Raw genomic sequence first — 16,783 nt, forward strand, 5'->3', positions numbered from 1 at the left:
ACTCCCTATCCGCTTCGTTATGCAATGAAATCTATCGTTCTTATGCTGTAGTCATTTAAACACTCTAGTTCTATCCTACTATTCAAGAAGAGATTTCTCGGCAGCAGGCCAAGACAAGGTAACACGCAACCCACCAAGCGGTGATTCCGTAATGCTAATTCCCGCCTGTTCCCCATACCTGAGTTGAAGACGCTGATTGACGTTCCACAACCCACACCCCATCTCTTGATCCATACCTCCTGTGAGTTTGTGAAGCAGCATATGCCTGTCCAGCTCACCCATACCTTGCCCGTCATCATCGACGGTAAGAATCATCATGCCATTTCTCTGTTCTCCCGACACCCGTATTTCCCCAGCTTCGGCATCGGTTTCAATTCCGTGAATAACCGCATTCTCTACAAGTGGTTGTACGATGAGAGGTGGTACCTCTTGCCTCAGGATGTCTTCCGATAATTCAATTTTGAAACGTATTCGGTCCATGCGCATCTGCTGAATCTCCAGATAACAGGTGACGAACTCAATTTCCTCTGTGAGCGGCACCACGTCACGTTCCTGCCTCGTTGTATAGCGATAATATCGGGACAAATTATGCGACATAGCAACGACAGCATCGACACGCTTCAGTTTGGCCATGCTCGTAATGAATGAGAAACAATTATAGAAAAAGTGTGGATTAATCTGCGATTGCAGCTGTTTCAGGCGGGCTTCACGCACATGAATCTGTTCCAGATACACGTGTTCGAACAACTGCTGAATCTGCGCCACCATGGAGTTGAATCGTTCGGACAAAAAGCTGAATTCATTGCGTCCTTTGGGTGTAATTCGGACTGAATAATCCTCCTGCTTCAATCGTTGGAATCCACGAATCAACTGTTTGACAGGGACCTGGACCTGGACATATAACAGATAGGCAACAGCAAAGCTCATTAATAGCAGACAAATCATGGCCGAATAAAATAATATGTTGGACTGATGAATCGGCTTCAGAATAGCTGATAATGGCATGTAATCAACTAGATACCAGCCAGTCGTGCTGGACTTTACCGTATTAACCATGTAAGGTTCACCGTCAATGACTACCGTCCTGTTATCGACATCTTTAAGCTCATCAATAGCCAGATTATCCATCAGCTCACCTGTCAGGGCACGATCCGAGGTTCGGTTATAGATTACCCCCGTCTCTTCCCGGTAATAGAAGGGGTCGTGGCGACCATCGTCCTTAAATTTGTCCAGCATATCTCGAATGTTGTCACTGTCGAATTCAAGCTTGATCACAGTCTGCGCATTGGCTGCGGGATCGCTAATGCCGTATGGAGATACGGTGATCCAGCTGAAGATGAATTTATCATCTTCCCCCTCCTGAGTCTTTCGAACATTCCATCCGGATGAAATGTTGCCTCGCAGCGTTTGCTGATCGTAATAACCGGCATCTCGTTCAGAGATGACCCTGCCCAGCGTCGGCGAATAAAGGTACAGTTTCGTGGTCCAGTTGGATGAACTTTCCTGAATACTCAGCTTGTTCTGAATACGTTTAACCAGATTGATCGTGTCCAGATCGAAATATTTACTGTCGGCGTAGATCCGACGGAAGCTCGCAATATCGGGATCATGAATGAGCAGATTCGGCCATGAGGATAACAACTCGATGTGTGTATTCACTTGATTTTGAAAAAACTCCAGTTGGTTGCTGTTTGAGCGATTGAGCTCATCCCGCAGAACTGCTGTCGTTTTATGGTTGGAATACCAGTACAGCAGGACGACTGGAACAAGCATAATTAGAATTAAAATGACCATTTTGGAAAATAGATTCGTCCGGTATGACATCTTCTTACCTCACCTTGCCTTCATTAGTCAGTGAATCTAATTTTAACGATGAAAGCGTTAAACATAAACTTTTTTTTCTGGGCGAATCCGTTTTACAACTCAACTATTACTCCTGACTTAATCTCATTAAAGAGATTCTATATATATCGTAAGCGTTATCATATAGATGCATAAAGGTGACAAAACCAACTTTTCTGCACTAATTGCAACTTCCACGCAAAAAAGAGCCGATAACCGTCAGCTCTTTTCTAAACACAATATATTGGATATTTTCTTTTAATTCAAAATACACTTCTTATGTATTCATTCTATCTTGCTAACAAAGTATCAATTATGGAATATCGTAATCAAACACCGTATTCTCTCCATCCACGGCGACATCCAAAACAATATCGGTTAGCTTTCCATTCACTTGCAACGGGGAGTCAGCTAATCCGGAAAACGCCAGTTGACCCTTAAATGTTCCATACGGCTCAATTTCTATATGTACAGGCTTGAGCTCGACAGACTGCAGGGATTCATAGAGCGGATCATCATGATGTTTGTAACTGCCGGCCAAATCAGGCAAGAGTACAGCTGCTACAGACTCTCGGGTGTAATTTTTGAGTGTCAGGTCACAGTTTACTCGTGTAATACCATTGTCCAGTACATCATAGGTACAGGAACTATCATTTTGGACATAGGAAACACCATTGATACCAGAAGCTCCCCATTTGGCTACGTACATTAATTTATCCGTCATGTAGGAATAACTGAGAACGATAGCGAGAACGATCAGCCAGAGACGTTTGGCCAAAACCGGATATAATAGCATGATTTCTTTGCGTGTAAGATAGTAGCTGCACGCTAATATACCCATTCCAAAGAATATCGTGATATGAACACCACTTACGTAGGATGTGGTATAAGGCGACATGCCTATAGCAGACAACATCGTGTCCCCCACAGAGAAACCGAGGTGATGCTTAAACGTAAAAATGATGCCAAACAGCAATAACATCGCAGAGAACACAAGTCTGGTTCTCGACACACGAACACCCCCTAATCAACCACCTGATTATATCATATTTTTCCTTATTATGGTTTGTGATCCAAATAAAAAAAGACGCTCCGGTTTTTAACCGAAAACGTCTTTGGTTTTGCAACTCAAGTCTACTTTTTGGACAGGAATGCGTCGAGCTGTTCTTGTTTGGCTGCAATGATTTTGTCAATACCTGCGGCTTTCAGTTTCTCCAGATATTTCGGGATCATCTCATTCGGATCTACTGCACCCGAGGTCATGCCCGGTTTGAACTGTTTGTTCACGTTGTTGACCGCAGCAATTTCGTTTTTGACGGATTGGCTATTGAACGTAAAGCCCAGTGCAGGTGACTTAACGCCTTTGGCATTAAACTCCTTGAACTTTTCCCATTTCTGCGGATCTTCATTATCCCAGAGATAGTTCAGGAACTGGTTGCCCAGCTGCCATTGTGCGCCTGGATTGTATGTGCGACTGTTCGCATCCACCCCTTCCGGGAGGGTAATAATGTTGTCCTGTCCGTCTTTTTTTACATAATGCGTGCCTTCAATACCGAAGTTGAGCAGGTTGTTGATTTCTTTGTCGGAATGCAGAAGGTTAATGACTTGCATCGCCTTCTCCGGCTGCTCAGAGGAACGGGAGATCGCCAGCATCGCACCGGAAGCATCCCCGGTTGTAATCGTAGGCTGTGTCATCTCAATCTGTGTCAGTGGATAACCGACATACCCTTCTTCTTCCTTATCCTTGCCCGGCTTCATGCCATCGGTCCATAGGAAAGCCTTGCCTGCCTTCGCCTGATCTTTTGGGAACACATTGGAAGTCGCTGCATCACTGTTAATGTATCCAGCCTGATACCACTTGCGTGCAAGCTCAGCAGCTTCCTTGAATTCAGTGGTCTCCACTTCGTTCAATACCGTCGTTGTACCCGCTGTTTTGGAGATGACGCCTGGAACGGATGCATCACCAAGATAATCCCAGTCCAGATTTTCCAGCAGGCCGTTACCATTGGTGTTGGACATATAGAACGGGGTGACACCCGGCTCGTTTTCCTTGATCGTTTTGAGCAGGGGCTCCAGGTCAGCCCACGTTTTTACTGCGGTCAGATCAAGCTTGTATTTGTCAGCCAAATCTTTACGTACCAGCACACCACGCGTCGCCGCCAATTCCTTGTTGGTAGGAACGCCATAGTTCACCCCATCCACCTGAGAACCTTCCAGAAAGGCCGGATCGAGATTTTTCTTGATATCCTGCCCGTACTTGTCAAGCAGATCATTGAGTGGCAAGAAAGCACCTTTCGCTACATTGACCGTATAATTCTGCCAAGCCGCCGTGAAAATAATGTCTGATTTTTCGCCGGAAGAGATCATAAGATTCAGCTTGTTATCCCACTGACCCCAGTCGATCGCATTGATTTTGAGTGTTGCCCCGATCTTTGGCTCCATCTTTTTGTTGATCTCGGCTTCGACCAGAGCTACATCTTTCTGTGGTGTCCCTGGATAATACAACGTCACTTCATAGGGCTTGCCGCCACTCTCCGTTGCACCGCCACCCTGTGCTTCCGGTGTTGTTGTACCGCCTTTGTCTGACGAGCAACCTGCCAGCACCAGGCTCAGCGCCATAACTGCTGCCGCGAAACGCGGCCATACCTTAAACGTTCTAATCAAATGAACCCCTCCCGTCATATGTTGGACCCTGCAACCGATTGCCCCAATTTGCAATGTTCCCCAATCTGCAAAAGTCCGTTCGCTTGCCGGCCCTCCGGCGTGCCTGTACTCGCTGCTTTTTGTATATGCCCTCTCAGGTCCACCTTCGATTATCCGTTACCCTCTCCGCTAACCGGCCGGAGTTACCCCTTCACTGCACCTACTGTTAGGCCTTTGATGAAATAACGCTGGAAGAATGGATATGCCAGTACGATTGGACCAATACCGACAACAGCCATCGCCATTTGCAGTGTTTTATTCGGCAGATTCAACAATCCGCCCTGTGACGAAATCTGTGAAGAGACATTGGAGTTGGATGTTAAATATTGAATATCGAGCAGCGTCCGGTACATAAGGTACTGAAGACTGATCGTCCGGTTATCAGATATAAAAATCATGCTGAGATACCAATCGTTCCAGTAATTCAATGTGCTGAACAGCGCAACGGTCGCCATCACCGGAAGGGAGAGCGGAAGCACGATACGTGTAAACGTTCTCAATTCACCCGCTCCATCAATCCGTGCCGATTCAAGAATCGATACCGGAATGGAGTTAGCGAAGAATGTACGCATGACCAGCACGAAGAACGGTGACAACAGCAGCGGCATGATCAGTGCCAGAATCGAGTTTTTCAAATCCAGTACGTTGACATAGACGAGGTACCAAGGGACCAGACCGCCATTGAACAGCATGGTGAAAAAGATGAAAAAGGCGAACCAACCTCGATACGGCAAATCTCTTCGGGAAAGCGGGTACGCGTACAATGCCGTCAGTGCTACACTCGTTATTGTACCTATCACGGTTACGATAATTGAAATGCCATAGGAATGGATGATCTGATCCATGTCCTTGAACAGAAACTCATAGGCAGTAAGGCTAAACTTCTCCGGAATCAGCTTATACCCGTTCGCAATAACCGTCGTTTCGTCCGAGAAGGAGATTGCGAAGACAAGCAGGATCGGCACGATGCAGGCAATGGCATAGAATATAAACATAGCGTGTATGATAGACGCGGAACGCCGCGACACGGCTAATGGATCACGTGATTTCACAGCTGGCTTGCCTCCTCTCAAAATAATGCATTATCTTTGTCCATTCTCCTTACGATGGTATTGGATACCAGTACAAGTACAAATCCGACCACAGCCTGATACAGCCCGGCTGCCGAGGACATCCCGATATCGCCCCCAATAAGGAAGGTTCGGTACACATACGTATCCAGAACGTTCGTGACCGGGAACAATGCGCCCGATTCCAGCGGAACCTGGTAGAACAGACTGAAATCCGCGTAGAAAATACGACCGATCTGCAGCAGAGTCATAATCACGATTAGCGGTACGAGAAACGGAACGGTAATGAAGCGAATCTGATGCCACTTGCTCGCGCCATCCAGCACAGCTGCTTCATAGTACTCCTCATCGATACCTACCACCGCTGCCAGATAAATGACGGCATAATAACCGATATTTTTCCATGTATTCACCAGCGGCAAAATGTACGGCCAATACTTGGGCTCTGAATACCAATCAATTGGTTGTCCGCCAAAGAGCTGAAGAATCGTCGAGTTCATGAAACCCGAATCCTTGCCGAGAAACGCGAGCACCAGATAGCTGACTACGATCATCGACAGAAAATACGGGAGCAGCATGAGTGACTGATACAATTTGGACATCGCCTTGTTCTTCACTTCATTCAACAATATGGCAAGTCCTACACCTACAAATAAATTCAGCGCAATAAATACGGTGTTATATGCGAGCGTATTACGTGTGATCTCCCAAGCATCGCTGGTGGAGAATAAATACTTGAAATTATCCCAGCCGCTCCAGGGACTGCCCCAAATACCGTCGGCATAGTTTACATTTTTGAATGCAATCAGAACGCCGAACATCGGCATGTAGTTGTTTACCAGCAGAAACAAAATGCCTGGCAGAAACATGAGATACAAAACCTTGAATTTCCCTAGATTGTACAGGACAGACTTTCGTTTTCGAGCTGATATATCCGGTATGTCCCTTCCATCCGCTAGATGTGCTCCCTTACCCACCTGGGGTTGTGTCTTCATAACTTGATCTCCCTCACTCCTCTTGAATTTCATCCTCAGGATGAAACACCGCTGTGTCTCCTGTGGTTCAAGTATACGGCGGGGCGTTCAGGTCCACTATCTGCTGTGGTGACCAGTTCACTTATCAAATTATGACTTTAGGGCACAAAAACACAAAAAAAACAAAAGACGCAGCACGCTGCGTCAAATCTGTACCGTTCGCGACTGTTTGCGAAACTCCTGTGGGGTAATGCCCGTGCACTTTTTGAACATTTTCGTAAAATGAGAGTAATTGTAATATCCGACCTTGCCTGCGATATCCGTCACCTTCACGGTAGACTGGGACAATAAGGTCTTCGCTTTGGCTACTCTGCGCTGGAGAATGAATTCGGAAAGCGACATGCCCTTTTCTTTACGAAACAAGCGGGATAGATAGGCCGGATTAAATCCGGCAAAGGATGCAAGTTCTTCTCGCATCAGCTCTTCACCAATATGATTTTCAATGTAAATGCATAACTGGTCCACAATCGTCATTGGACTGTGATCGTCCGGGTACAATACCGGGATGGCACGGCTGATCAGGTCTAATGTCCACTGCTTCAGCTGGGGCAACGAACGTGTTACAACGTTTTCTTCCGGCTCCCGTTCTCCGGGATACAGGCTGCGTACAGATACATTTTTCTGATGAAGCAACGGATAGATTACATGCAGCATCGCATGATAATACAAACGCAAAATTTCGGGTGACAGACGCTCCTGTGCAGCCAGTAATTCAAAGATTTCATCCACACGCTCACGCAGATCGTCAAACTTTCCCGTTTCGAACAGGATGGACAGCTCGGAAAACCACGGTATTGGCAGAAAGCGATCCTCCGTATCTCGGCCCACCTCGTCATAGATGAAGACCCCCTCAAGCTCGTTGATGTTGCGACGCTCCATGTCCATCAGCTCATTCAGCATCCCCTGTAAATCTGTAACAGCAACCGGGACTCCGACGTAACAGGACAACCGGCAATAAAAGTAGGTGCTGCACTCCTGGATATAACTCTGACATCCTTGTTCCATCTCACTCGCCGTAGGTATGATACCGTCCTGTTCGTATGCAAGCACAATATTTAGCCCACTATGGTCCTGAAACACTTCCCCAGGTTTGTCACCCAGCAGCATTTCCTTGGCAGCATTGCGGAGCGCATATTCCAGCACCTCCTCATCACGCAGATCGAAATCTCGCACCCATTCTTCAACGGATATGACAATGGGCAACACGCGCACTTGTGGATCAATCTCGGCTCCATATACCTCGGCCAGCTCCTGAAGCTTTTGCTGGGTTAAGGTTACACGCTGTGAGATGGCGTCTTTCCAGAAACGCTCGGTTAACAGCGGTTTATGTGTTTGCCAGCGTTTATACACGGTCTCATATACTTCATTCGTGCGGGAACGCTGCTCGCCATCCTTGATTTTGTCCATTGCCTGGCTCACAACCTTGAGCAGCTGGTCTGCGGGAGCAGGCTTCAGTACATAATCGAAGCTGTTCAGCTTGATTGCCGTTTGGGCATAATCGAACAGGGCATGACCTGTAAGAAAAATCGTCAGCATGCCGGGATCATGCTTTAACACCCAGCTCTGCAGATCCAGTCCCGTTTCACCCGGCATCTCAATATCACAGATCATAATATCGATGGGATGGGCTTTCATCACCGTTCTTGCCTCTTCTGCATCACCAGCACTGAATACCTGGTCAACTCCAGCCTGGCTCCAGTCTACCCCTTCCACCATCGCTTGCAGTGCGTATACTTCATCATCCACGATTAACAGGTTCCGCATAGGCTCTCCCTTCTTCCTCTTCCGTCTGGGCGGGCATATGAATATGGACTGCTGCCCCTCCTTCAGTCTGATTGCTGAATTGCAATCCGGCATGTTCGCCGTACTTTACAAGCAGCCGATGGATAACGTTCCAGATGCCAATGTGCTGTCCACCCGGATCTTCGGCGTATTGTCCCTGTTGAAGGCGCTCCAGAATTTCTTGCTCAAATCCAACACCGTTATCTGTAATCGAAAGTTGAAGAACCGAAGTTGGTTCAGGATCAGATAACGTTTTCGACTTCCGTGCTGTTATGCAAATAACAAAAGGTCCTGTGCGCCGCTGAAATCCATGAATAATGGCATTCTCCACAAAAGGCTGAATCGTTAAGGGAGGCAGCACATAATGCCCAAGATTCGGTTCAACATCCAGAACGAAATCCAGCTTGTTGGGAAACCGCAGCTTCTGGACTTCCAGATAATGACTGATATGTTCCAATTCTTCATCCAATCGAATGACACGTTTGCCTGCACGCAGGCTGAACCTGAAATAATCTGCCAGATGACCCGCCATCTGCTGAACCAACTCATGCTTTTGCAACGAAGCCAGGCTATGAATGATATTCAATGAATTCAGGTAAAAATGAGGATTGATCTGCATCTGCAATTGTTTAAACTCTGCTTCTCTCGTTCGTAATTGCTCCTCATACACATCTATCTTCAGATGCTGGATCTCACTTGTCATCTGATTGAAGCTGTGTGTCACAAACTCCAGTTCAGATGAAGCCGGCGTCTCAAGCCTAACATCAAGTTCTCCTCGGCTAACCCTCCTCATTCCACGTATGAGCACATTCATTGGACGGAACAGGAGCTGTCTGAGAAAAATCATAGCTGTGATCAGGATGACCGCAGCACCGATTGGAAGCAGGCGAATGATCTGCTGAAAAAATGGCAGGTTTCGCATCATGTCCTCTTCGGGCAGCAGGACAATATAATTCATCTCAGACATGGCTGAAGGAATGCCAAGCATCAGATACTGTCGTGCACTTCCTGTGGAGGTCACTTCAGAGATCACCTGGTATGGCTTATTTAATCCCGTGATATGGGCTGCGGCCAGTTTAATTTGTGCCGAGTTCAGGGCTGAATCGGACAGCGCCTCACCACCTGCCCCCACGATGACTGCACCTCCCCGGTCACCGGATTCCGTGAATTGCTCGGGGTGATTCAGTGCATTCATATCCACCAGTGCCCCCGCATAGAACTGGGCGTTGATCCGCACCGTTTTGACCAAGGCATTCCATGTGCCTCCCCGAACGATGCTCCACTCCGGCTTCTGGATCTCCCCCTCCAGCTGCTGCATTTGGACCGGCATGCTCTCCTGCACAATCGACATTTTGACATCATAATTGCCTGAGGTAGCGAGTAACAGATCGTCATTTACAGCATCGTACAGAAAAAATGAATCGATCAGATTATAAAATCCGATATCGGTCATGAATTTGTTCATAATGCGCTGTTTCGCAATAATATAATCGCCGCTGCCGTATTTGAGAAAAAACAGAGAGATAATGTCCGGGTCTCGCTCGCCCAGACTGTATAAATAACGATTGGTCTCCTGCAGCACACGCTCGTTCTGCTCCACACTTTTTGCAAGATGATTCATATTAGTGAGAGACACTTGGTCACGTACAACTTTCATGGCGTATACGTTGTTGTAATATAACAGCATGAATAGTGGCAGCATGATCAATGTCAGACCCACAATAAACTTAAAGCGCAGTGAACGGATGAAGTTCATGAATTCCCGCCCTTTTGTCTAATCTGGATTTCAGTTCTGTTGCACGTTATTGTAACCGCTATCAATATCAAACGATTTCTTCCGTGTTCTGATGCTATACCTCTGTGTTTCTTCCATCTTCTTCCTTATAATGGCATGTTTATTGTAGTCATACTTTCTGCATCTGTCTATGTGGTTCCGTGACCTGTCAATGTCAATTCTGGTGACTTGCGATTCTTGGCTTTAGTACGTGTTCGAGGGCCCATGCTCTAATTAGTTCTCCATCTGTAAAAAAAATCCTTCTCCATACTCCACGAACGCCCGGTGATGACATGCATACGATATATCACTCCTTGGATTGACACCAGGGATGTAAGGAGGCATGTCCGATGAATATTCAACTCGTCCCATTGCATTATGTATATCTGGCATTTATCGTCTTGATTATCGCCGTCATGGTACGGCGTAGAGACACAACCATCATTTGTGTCGCAGGTATCATGACCATTGGACTCCTGGCGACTGAAACATTAAGCGGATCGGTTTCCGGAATCTTCAACAGCTTTATCTACGCAGCCAAAGAGCTGCTCAGCACCATTTTTATCATCTCGATCATTGTTGCAATGAGCCGGGTGTTAATTCGGACAGGGATCAATGAAGTCATGGTTACACCACTCACCCGGTTCATCCGTTCTCCGCAGGTCGCCTATTGGGGAATTGGATTCATTATGATGATCGTATCACTGTTTTTTTGGCCCTCTCCTGCCGTTGCTCTTGTTGGGGCTGTACTTCTTCCGGTAGCTGTACGAGTCGGACTTCCTCCCATCGGCGCTGCCATTGCCATGAATCTGTTCGGTCATGGAATTGCCTTATCAGGGGATTACATTATCCAAGGGGCACCCAAACTGACAGCTGATGCAGCAGGACTTCCCGTTACCTCAGTTATGACTGCAAGTATCCCGCTTGTCATAGTGATGGGAACGGTGTCTACTATAACGGCATTCTGGATGCTCCGCAAAGAGATGAAGTCAGGTTCCCCCGTTAAACTTAGTGATCCGATCTCTGGTGAAGCAGTAACCGTCAATCCTCCTTCGTCAGACTCTGCACCGCTCTCCGAGGAACCAACCGTTCAACGTCAACCAATACCGCCGCGTCTGCAAAAGGCCTTCGCTCTAATCATCCCGTTATTATTCTTAGTCGATGTCATTCTGATGTTTTTACTTCAACTGCAAGGCGGTGATGCCACGGCGTTAATTGGTGGAACAGCCGTGCTCATTCTGATTGCCGTATCTCTTGCCGCGCATCGCCATACAGGTCCGGAAGAAACAACAAACTATTTAATCGAAGGATTTCAGTTCGGGTTCAAGGTGTTTGGTCCTGTCATACCAATTGCCGCTTTCTTTTATCTTGGGGATGCTGCGATTACAGAGTTGTTCAACAACCCGCTGCCTGCTGGATCACACGGTATTGTGAATGATTTAGGGGTTGCTCTTGCAGGGCTAGTGCCACTGAATAATACGGTGGGTGCTATAACGATGACTGTGACCGGAGCGGTCACGGGAATGGATGGTTCGGGTTTCTCAGGAATATCTCTCGTCGGCTCCATTGCGTCCATGTTTGCAGGCTCGGCAGATTCCGCACCCGTATTGACGGCACTGGGTCAGGTCGCCGCCATATGGGTAGGCGGTGGGACCTTAATTCCATGGGCCTTAATTCCAGCCGCTGCCATTTGCGGAGTCAGCCCATTTGAACTGGCACGCCGTAATCTAAAACCGGTACTGCTGGGGTTAACTGTTACTACCATTGTGGCTATCTTTATAATCTGATTGCGTAAACATGCTATTCGAACTGAAAAGACGTACGCAAGCGGGCCCATCGCCAAAGCTCATCCTTGCTCATCGCGGCCAGATGAAGCATTTCCTCATAAGGGTCTCCCTGAAGTCCCAGGACCGCAGCGAATGCAGGCTCCGTCTTCCAGCCTTCCAGCTTCAGTTTGCGAATCTCCCGATGTCCTGCTGCACCCCAGAGTTGCAATAATTCCCACTCTACCAGCATGTGAATATAAGCATTTTGCCTGCGTACTGATAGGGACTGAGCGAAGATCTCTATAGGCCAGTTTCCGATATTCACACAACAGGTCACATAAGGACGCTGGCCAGCACGGCCATCTCCCCGGTCGCATCGAAAACCCTGCATACCGCCCAATTGTCGGTGCACGAAGGTTTCGAACGCCTCGAGGTCCGCTGCCTCACATAATAGATCAAGATCACTTCCGGGAATATCAATATCAATCGGCACTGTTCCAGCCGGATAAGGCTGGTAGGCAGCCAATATGCTCATCAATCCACTGGATTGCAGCACCCTATATGCATCCTGCTGACGCTCGTTACCCGAGGCTAGATGTGTCATTACATCCGTTGTTGTAATCATCTCACAACCTCTGGCACTGGTTCATTCCGAGGCTCCTGTAACGACTTGTTTGACACGACCTACCTGTCCACTGGTCAAACGCACTTTAATCCCATGCGGGTGTGTAGGCGATTTGGTCAACAAATCCTTCACGATGCCGCGTGTCAGTTTGCCTGTAGGCTGATCCTGCTTGAGCACGATATCCACTTCAAGACCCGGTTTGATATTTACTCGTTGTTGTCCGTTCATGGGTTTCCCTCTCCTCTTCAACGTTTTCCATGTCATGTAGCCATAATTCACAAAGCTTCATCTATTGTAGACGTTTTGGATTGAAAACGAAAGCCATGTTCAATGTTCAAAAACATAATTGACCAGTCATTTCCGCTTCGAAGAGGGCTCAGAGGATTTGCTTTTCATCACTTTCAGAGCTGATCGATAGACTTCATCGGCACTCTTTTCAGGTTCTTTTGTCTCCGTCAGCACCGCTTCCTCTTCCACTTCGGCAGGTTTACGGAAATGAAGCAATGCTTGACGATAAGCTTGATCACCGTCTGTAGTCTGCGTCTCTCTTTTCTGAGGTGAAGGAGCCACTTCCGATGTGGAATCCATCTCGTGGATTTCCGTTCGGCTGTGGTTTTCATGTTCTAATACCTCTGTATGATCCGCCTGTTCGTATATCCGGTCTTCGTTCAGAGTTTGATCTTCTTCATGCAACAGGACAGGCCCTTCATCCACCTCTGCTATCTTGGAAGCTCGTGCTTCTGCAGCCTTGCGAGACGATCTGGAGTTATAAATCATCAGAAACACAACCCCAATAACAACGATTACCGCCAAAATAATCAACATATGAGCATCCTCCTTATCATCCGCCTGTAGGCAGCTTTAATCAATATATTGGTGCCCTATTCTGCGAATAATATTTCACCTTGTTTCGTATAGAGCGACAAAGTAGCGGGAATGCTCCAAACAGGATTGTCAGCAGAAGACTTTCAGCACCAATTGAAGAGAAGCTTTACAGAAAACCGAATTGAGGAGGAATGATCAGCATGAATTCACGTGCCATTTTGATCAATATCATTGTTATACTGGTGATTTTGGGAGCCGGAGCGGCCGGAATCTACTATTACAACCAATCCACCAGCTACGTTAAAACTGACAATGCACTTGTTACCGGGCAGCCTATCTCCGTAGCTTCCGCAGTAGGCGGTGAACTTCGATCCTGGAAAGGCAAGGTAGGTACAACATTTAATGCGGGGGATACTGTAGCCACCGTAACCGCTGCGGGAAAATCAACCTCTGTGACGATGCCTGTTGATGGCACCATTGTACAACAGACCGCCGTCGAAAATTCACTAGTATCTGCCGGTTCGCCTCTCGCACGGGCCTATGATTTCAATAACCTGTACGTGACAGCCAATGTGGACGAGACCGCGATTGATAAGATTAAAGCGGGTCAGATCGTCGATGTATATATCGATGCTTTTCCAGACACTACGTTGACAGGCAAGGTAGACCAGATCGGACTTGCCACTGCTTCCTCTTTTTCACTGCTGCCGTCGTCCAATACGAATGCGAATTACACCAAAGTAACACAAGTCATCCCGATTATCATTACGATCGAAGGATATAAAGGACTGGGTGTGGTTCCCGGCATGAGCGCTACCGTGCGCGTTCATATCTAAGGCTGCCGATGGATAATCAAGTACCTCTTGGAAAAACCATCGCTGTCCTGCTGCTCGGCGCCTTTATCGCCATTCTGAACCAAACTTTGCTCAATGTAGCCATCCCCCATCTGATGAATGACTTTAACGTATCAGCAACGACCGTGCAGTGGCTGTCCACAGCCTATTTGCTGGTGAATGGGGTACTCATTCCGATTACCGCCTACTTGATCGAATCGTTCGGAACCCGCAAATTATTCGTGACTGCGATGCTGTTGTTTACGTTAGGTTCGTTGATCTGTGCCATCAGTCCTGGATTCACGGTCATGCTTATCGGTCGTATCGTACAAGCCAGTGGGGCTGGTATTATTATGCCTTTGGTTATGAACGTGTTTCTGACTGTTTTCCCTCCTGAGAAACGTGGAACTGCCATGGGCACGATGGGCATTGCCATGATGTTTGCTCCGGCCATTGGCCCGACCTTATCTGGATGGATTGTGGAACATTATACATGGCGCATTCTGTTCTATATGGTCATCCCGCTTGCCTTGCTTGATATTTTGTTTGCCTTCATTTGGCTCAAGAATGTGTCCAAACTTACATCACCGAAATTTGATGGTTTTGGCGCATTATTCTCCACCATCGGTTTCGGCTTTCTGTTATATGGATTCAGCTCTGCCGGAGATAAAGGCTGGACCAGTGCAACTGTGCTGTTGACACTGATTATCGGAGTACTCTTCATCGTTTTCTTTGTCCTCAGAGAAACGGCCATGAAGAACCCTTTGCTGGAATTTCGTGTATTCAAATACGACATTTTCACCATCTCGACGCTGGTCAGTGCAACGATTAACATGGCACTCTTTGGCGGAATGCTGCTGTTACCGATCTATCTGCAAAATATAAGGGGATTCTCTCCCCTGCAATCCGGCTTGCTGCTGCTGCCTGGTGCATTGCTAATGGGCGTCATGTCTCCCATTTCAGGAGCGCTGTTTGACAGAATCGGCTCTCGCCCCCTCGCCATTGTCGGTTTGATCATTACCGCCATCTCCACCTTCGAGTTTAGCAAGTTGACGGGAGAGACGCCCTATGGTCACATCATGATGCTATATACATTCCGCAGCTTCGGCATGTCCATGCTGATGATGTCTGTACAGACAGAGGGGTTAAACCAATTGCCGCCTCATCTCACCAGTCATGGTACGGCCATGTCCAATACGGTCAGACAGGTCGCAGGTTCAATTGGGACAGCCCTGCTCATCACCGTAATGGCGACACGTGCAGGCATTCATTTGGCGGATTACAGCAACACCGTGACCACAACCAATGTGGCCCTGACGGAACAAGTGGGTATACTCGGCACGCAAATGGCAACTGCGGCTGGAATGCCGCCTGAACAAGGTTCAAGCCTTGCGTTACAACAGCTATATGGTATCGCTGTTCAGACTTCAACCATTGAAGGCATTAATGATGCTTTCATTGTAGCGACCTGGATTTCGATCATTGGCCTGTTTCTGTCGTTGTTCCTGCGGCGGGCTCGTTCCCGTCCTCGCAAAGTCAAGCCTGAACGCTAAAATGTCCTTGGCAACCCTATCCCCCTATATAACCCTATATCACAGAACAGATATGCAAGCTTTGCTCAGATAAAATGAAACAATAAAAAAACCGCAAGTCTCTTCAATCCAGAGACCTGCGGTTTTTGGCTTGCACTATGGATGCTGAGGTAAGGATGAATTGTCATCCTTGGCAGCCTCTCTCGCCTTAACGGCAAGCAATTCCGATACGGTTACAAAGCGATAACCTTGCTCCTGCAATTTAGGCAGAATCGTTTTTAACGCGGCAACCGTTTGGGACTTGCCCTCCACCTTGTCATGAAACAGAACAATATCCCCGTTACGTGCGTTCTTCAGCACTTTGTTCACAATGGCTGATACGCCTGGTGAAGCCCAATCTCGTGTGTCCTGATGCCAGGACCATAGCACAATCGTATAGCCTTGCTGCTTGGCGACCTGAATGACCATGTCATTGTAATAGCCTCCCGGGGGTCTAAACAACGTGGGACGATGCGCCCCTGCTCCAACAATGGATTTCTCCGCTATGTTCATTTCATGGCTGTACTTATCCGCCCTTGTTGACCTGACCGCGTACGTATGTGCATACGTATGATTGGCGATTTCATGTCCTTCCCGCTGCTCCTGTTTAATCAGGTCAGGAAACTTTTCCGCCCATTTGCCAAGCACAAAAAAAGTGCCTTTGGCCTGATATTGCTCGAGCAAAGCCAAAATCTGCGGTGTCTGGACCGGATCAGGTCCATCATCAAAGGTCAGTGCGATGAGTTTATCATGTGTGGGAACCTCCCACACAATCTCTCCCCGTTCCTCATAATACTGTCGATTCTTCTGTACAGGTTTGGCGTAGGCAGAACTGCTACCAAGCAAAAAAACCAGCGTACACAATCCGATGTATCGGGCTGCCTTCAGGTTCATGTTTATGTCCTCTCTTTATCTTCAAACGTAAACTCCCTGTTAGCATTTCCCGATTCATTAGAAC

14 protein-coding genes are annotated in these 16,783 nt (G+C 47.5%); 3 read left to right on the forward strand and 11 right to left on the reverse strand.

Annotated features, from left to right (window positions below):
- Positions 1 to 78 precede the first annotated feature (78 nt).
- From DC345_RS08560 to DC345_RS08590, 7 genes are all read right to left on the reverse strand, one after another.
- Complete coding sequence (locus DC345_RS08560; RefSeq protein WP_113052718.1) at positions 79 to 1,824, reverse strand: sensor histidine kinase; 1,746 nt, start codon at positions 1,822 to 1,824, stop codon at positions 79 to 81.
- 331 nt (positions 1,825 to 2,155) lie between these two features.
- Positions 2,156 to 2,854 (reverse strand): hypothetical protein, encoded by a 699-nt coding sequence (locus tag DC345_RS08565; protein WP_113052719.1) that lies wholly within the window; start codon positions 2,852 to 2,854, stop codon positions 2,156 to 2,158.
- Positions 2,855 to 2,976: 122 nt separating this feature from the next.
- Positions 2,977 to 4,506: an ABC transporter substrate-binding protein gene (locus tag DC345_RS08570; RefSeq protein WP_113052720.1), complete on the reverse strand. Its 1,530-nt coding sequence runs from the start codon at positions 4,504 to 4,506 to the stop codon at positions 2,977 to 2,979.
- 182 nt (positions 4,507 to 4,688) lie between these two features.
- Complete coding sequence (locus tag DC345_RS08575; protein ID WP_053783705.1) at positions 4,689 to 5,597, reverse strand: carbohydrate ABC transporter permease; 909 nt, start codon at positions 5,595 to 5,597, stop codon at positions 4,689 to 4,691.
- A 17-nt stretch (positions 5,598 to 5,614) separates the two neighbouring features.
- The gene (locus DC345_RS08580; protein ID WP_181586522.1) at positions 5,615 to 6,610 is read right to left on the reverse strand and encodes an ABC transporter permease; all 996 of its coding nucleotides are present in this window, start codon (positions 6,608 to 6,610) and stop codon (positions 5,615 to 5,617) included.
- Between the two features lie 183 nt (positions 6,611 to 6,793).
- Positions 6,794 to 8,413, reverse strand: coding sequence for a response regulator transcription factor (locus tag DC345_RS08585; protein WP_181586523.1), 1,620 nt, complete (start codon positions 8,411 to 8,413; stop codon positions 6,794 to 6,796).
- Complete coding sequence (locus DC345_RS08590; RefSeq protein ID WP_113052722.1) at positions 8,388 to 10,187, reverse strand: sensor histidine kinase; 1,800 nt, start codon at positions 10,185 to 10,187, stop codon at positions 8,388 to 8,390. The genes DC345_RS08585 and DC345_RS08590 overlap by 26 nt, the downstream gene beginning before the upstream one ends.
- Positions 10,188 to 10,555: 368 nt before the next feature.
- Between DC345_RS08590 and DC345_RS08595 the strand changes: the two genes are divergently transcribed.
- Positions 10,556 to 11,992 carry a hypothetical protein gene (locus DC345_RS08595; RefSeq protein WP_113052723.1) on the forward strand — a complete coding sequence of 479 codons (1,437 nt, stop codon included), beginning with the start codon at positions 10,556 to 10,558 and terminating at the stop codon, positions 11,990 to 11,992.
- Between the two features lie 13 nt (positions 11,993 to 12,005).
- On the opposite strand, the gene DC345_RS08600 is transcribed toward DC345_RS08595, so the two are convergent.
- From DC345_RS08600 to DC345_RS08610, 3 genes are all read right to left on the reverse strand, one after another.
- The gene (locus DC345_RS08600; protein WP_113052724.1) at positions 12,006 to 12,596 is read right to left on the reverse strand and encodes a DUF4269 domain-containing protein; all 591 of its coding nucleotides are present in this window, start codon (positions 12,594 to 12,596) and stop codon (positions 12,006 to 12,008) included.
- A 21-nt stretch (positions 12,597 to 12,617) separates the two neighbouring features.
- Positions 12,618 to 12,824 carry a YwbE family protein gene (locus DC345_RS08605; protein WP_063564738.1) on the reverse strand — a complete coding sequence of 69 codons (207 nt, stop codon included), beginning with the start codon at positions 12,822 to 12,824 and terminating at the stop codon, positions 12,618 to 12,620.
- Between the two features lie 126 nt (positions 12,825 to 12,950).
- The gene (locus tag DC345_RS08610; RefSeq protein WP_113052725.1) at positions 12,951 to 13,421 is read right to left on the reverse strand and encodes a hypothetical protein; all 471 of its coding nucleotides are present in this window, start codon (positions 13,419 to 13,421) and stop codon (positions 12,951 to 12,953) included.
- 200 nt (positions 13,422 to 13,621) lie between these two features.
- On the opposite strand from DC345_RS08610, the gene DC345_RS08615 reads away from it, so the two are divergent.
- Complete coding sequence (locus tag DC345_RS08615) at positions 13,622 to 14,257, forward strand: biotin/lipoyl-containing protein (protein WP_113052726.1); 636 nt, start codon at positions 13,622 to 13,624, stop codon at positions 14,255 to 14,257.
- Between the two features lie 8 nt (positions 14,258 to 14,265).
- Positions 14,266 to 15,807 carry a DHA2 family efflux MFS transporter permease subunit gene (locus tag DC345_RS08620; RefSeq protein ID WP_076289412.1) on the forward strand — a complete coding sequence of 514 codons (1,542 nt, stop codon included), beginning with the start codon at positions 14,266 to 14,268 and terminating at the stop codon, positions 15,805 to 15,807.
- 135 nt (positions 15,808 to 15,942) lie between these two features.
- Here the strand turns inward: DC345_RS08620 and DC345_RS08625 are convergent, their stop codons facing one another.
- Positions 15,943 to 16,719: a polysaccharide deacetylase family protein gene (locus DC345_RS08625; RefSeq protein WP_113052727.1), complete on the reverse strand. Its 777-nt coding sequence runs from the start codon at positions 16,717 to 16,719 to the stop codon at positions 15,943 to 15,945.
- Between the last annotated feature and the right edge of the window lie 64 nt (positions 16,720 to 16,783).

Origin of the sequence: Paenibacillus taichungensis, assembly GCF_003287275.1 — a bacterium.
GTDB lineage: Bacteria > Bacillota > Bacilli > Paenibacillales > Paenibacillaceae > Paenibacillus > Paenibacillus taichungensis_A.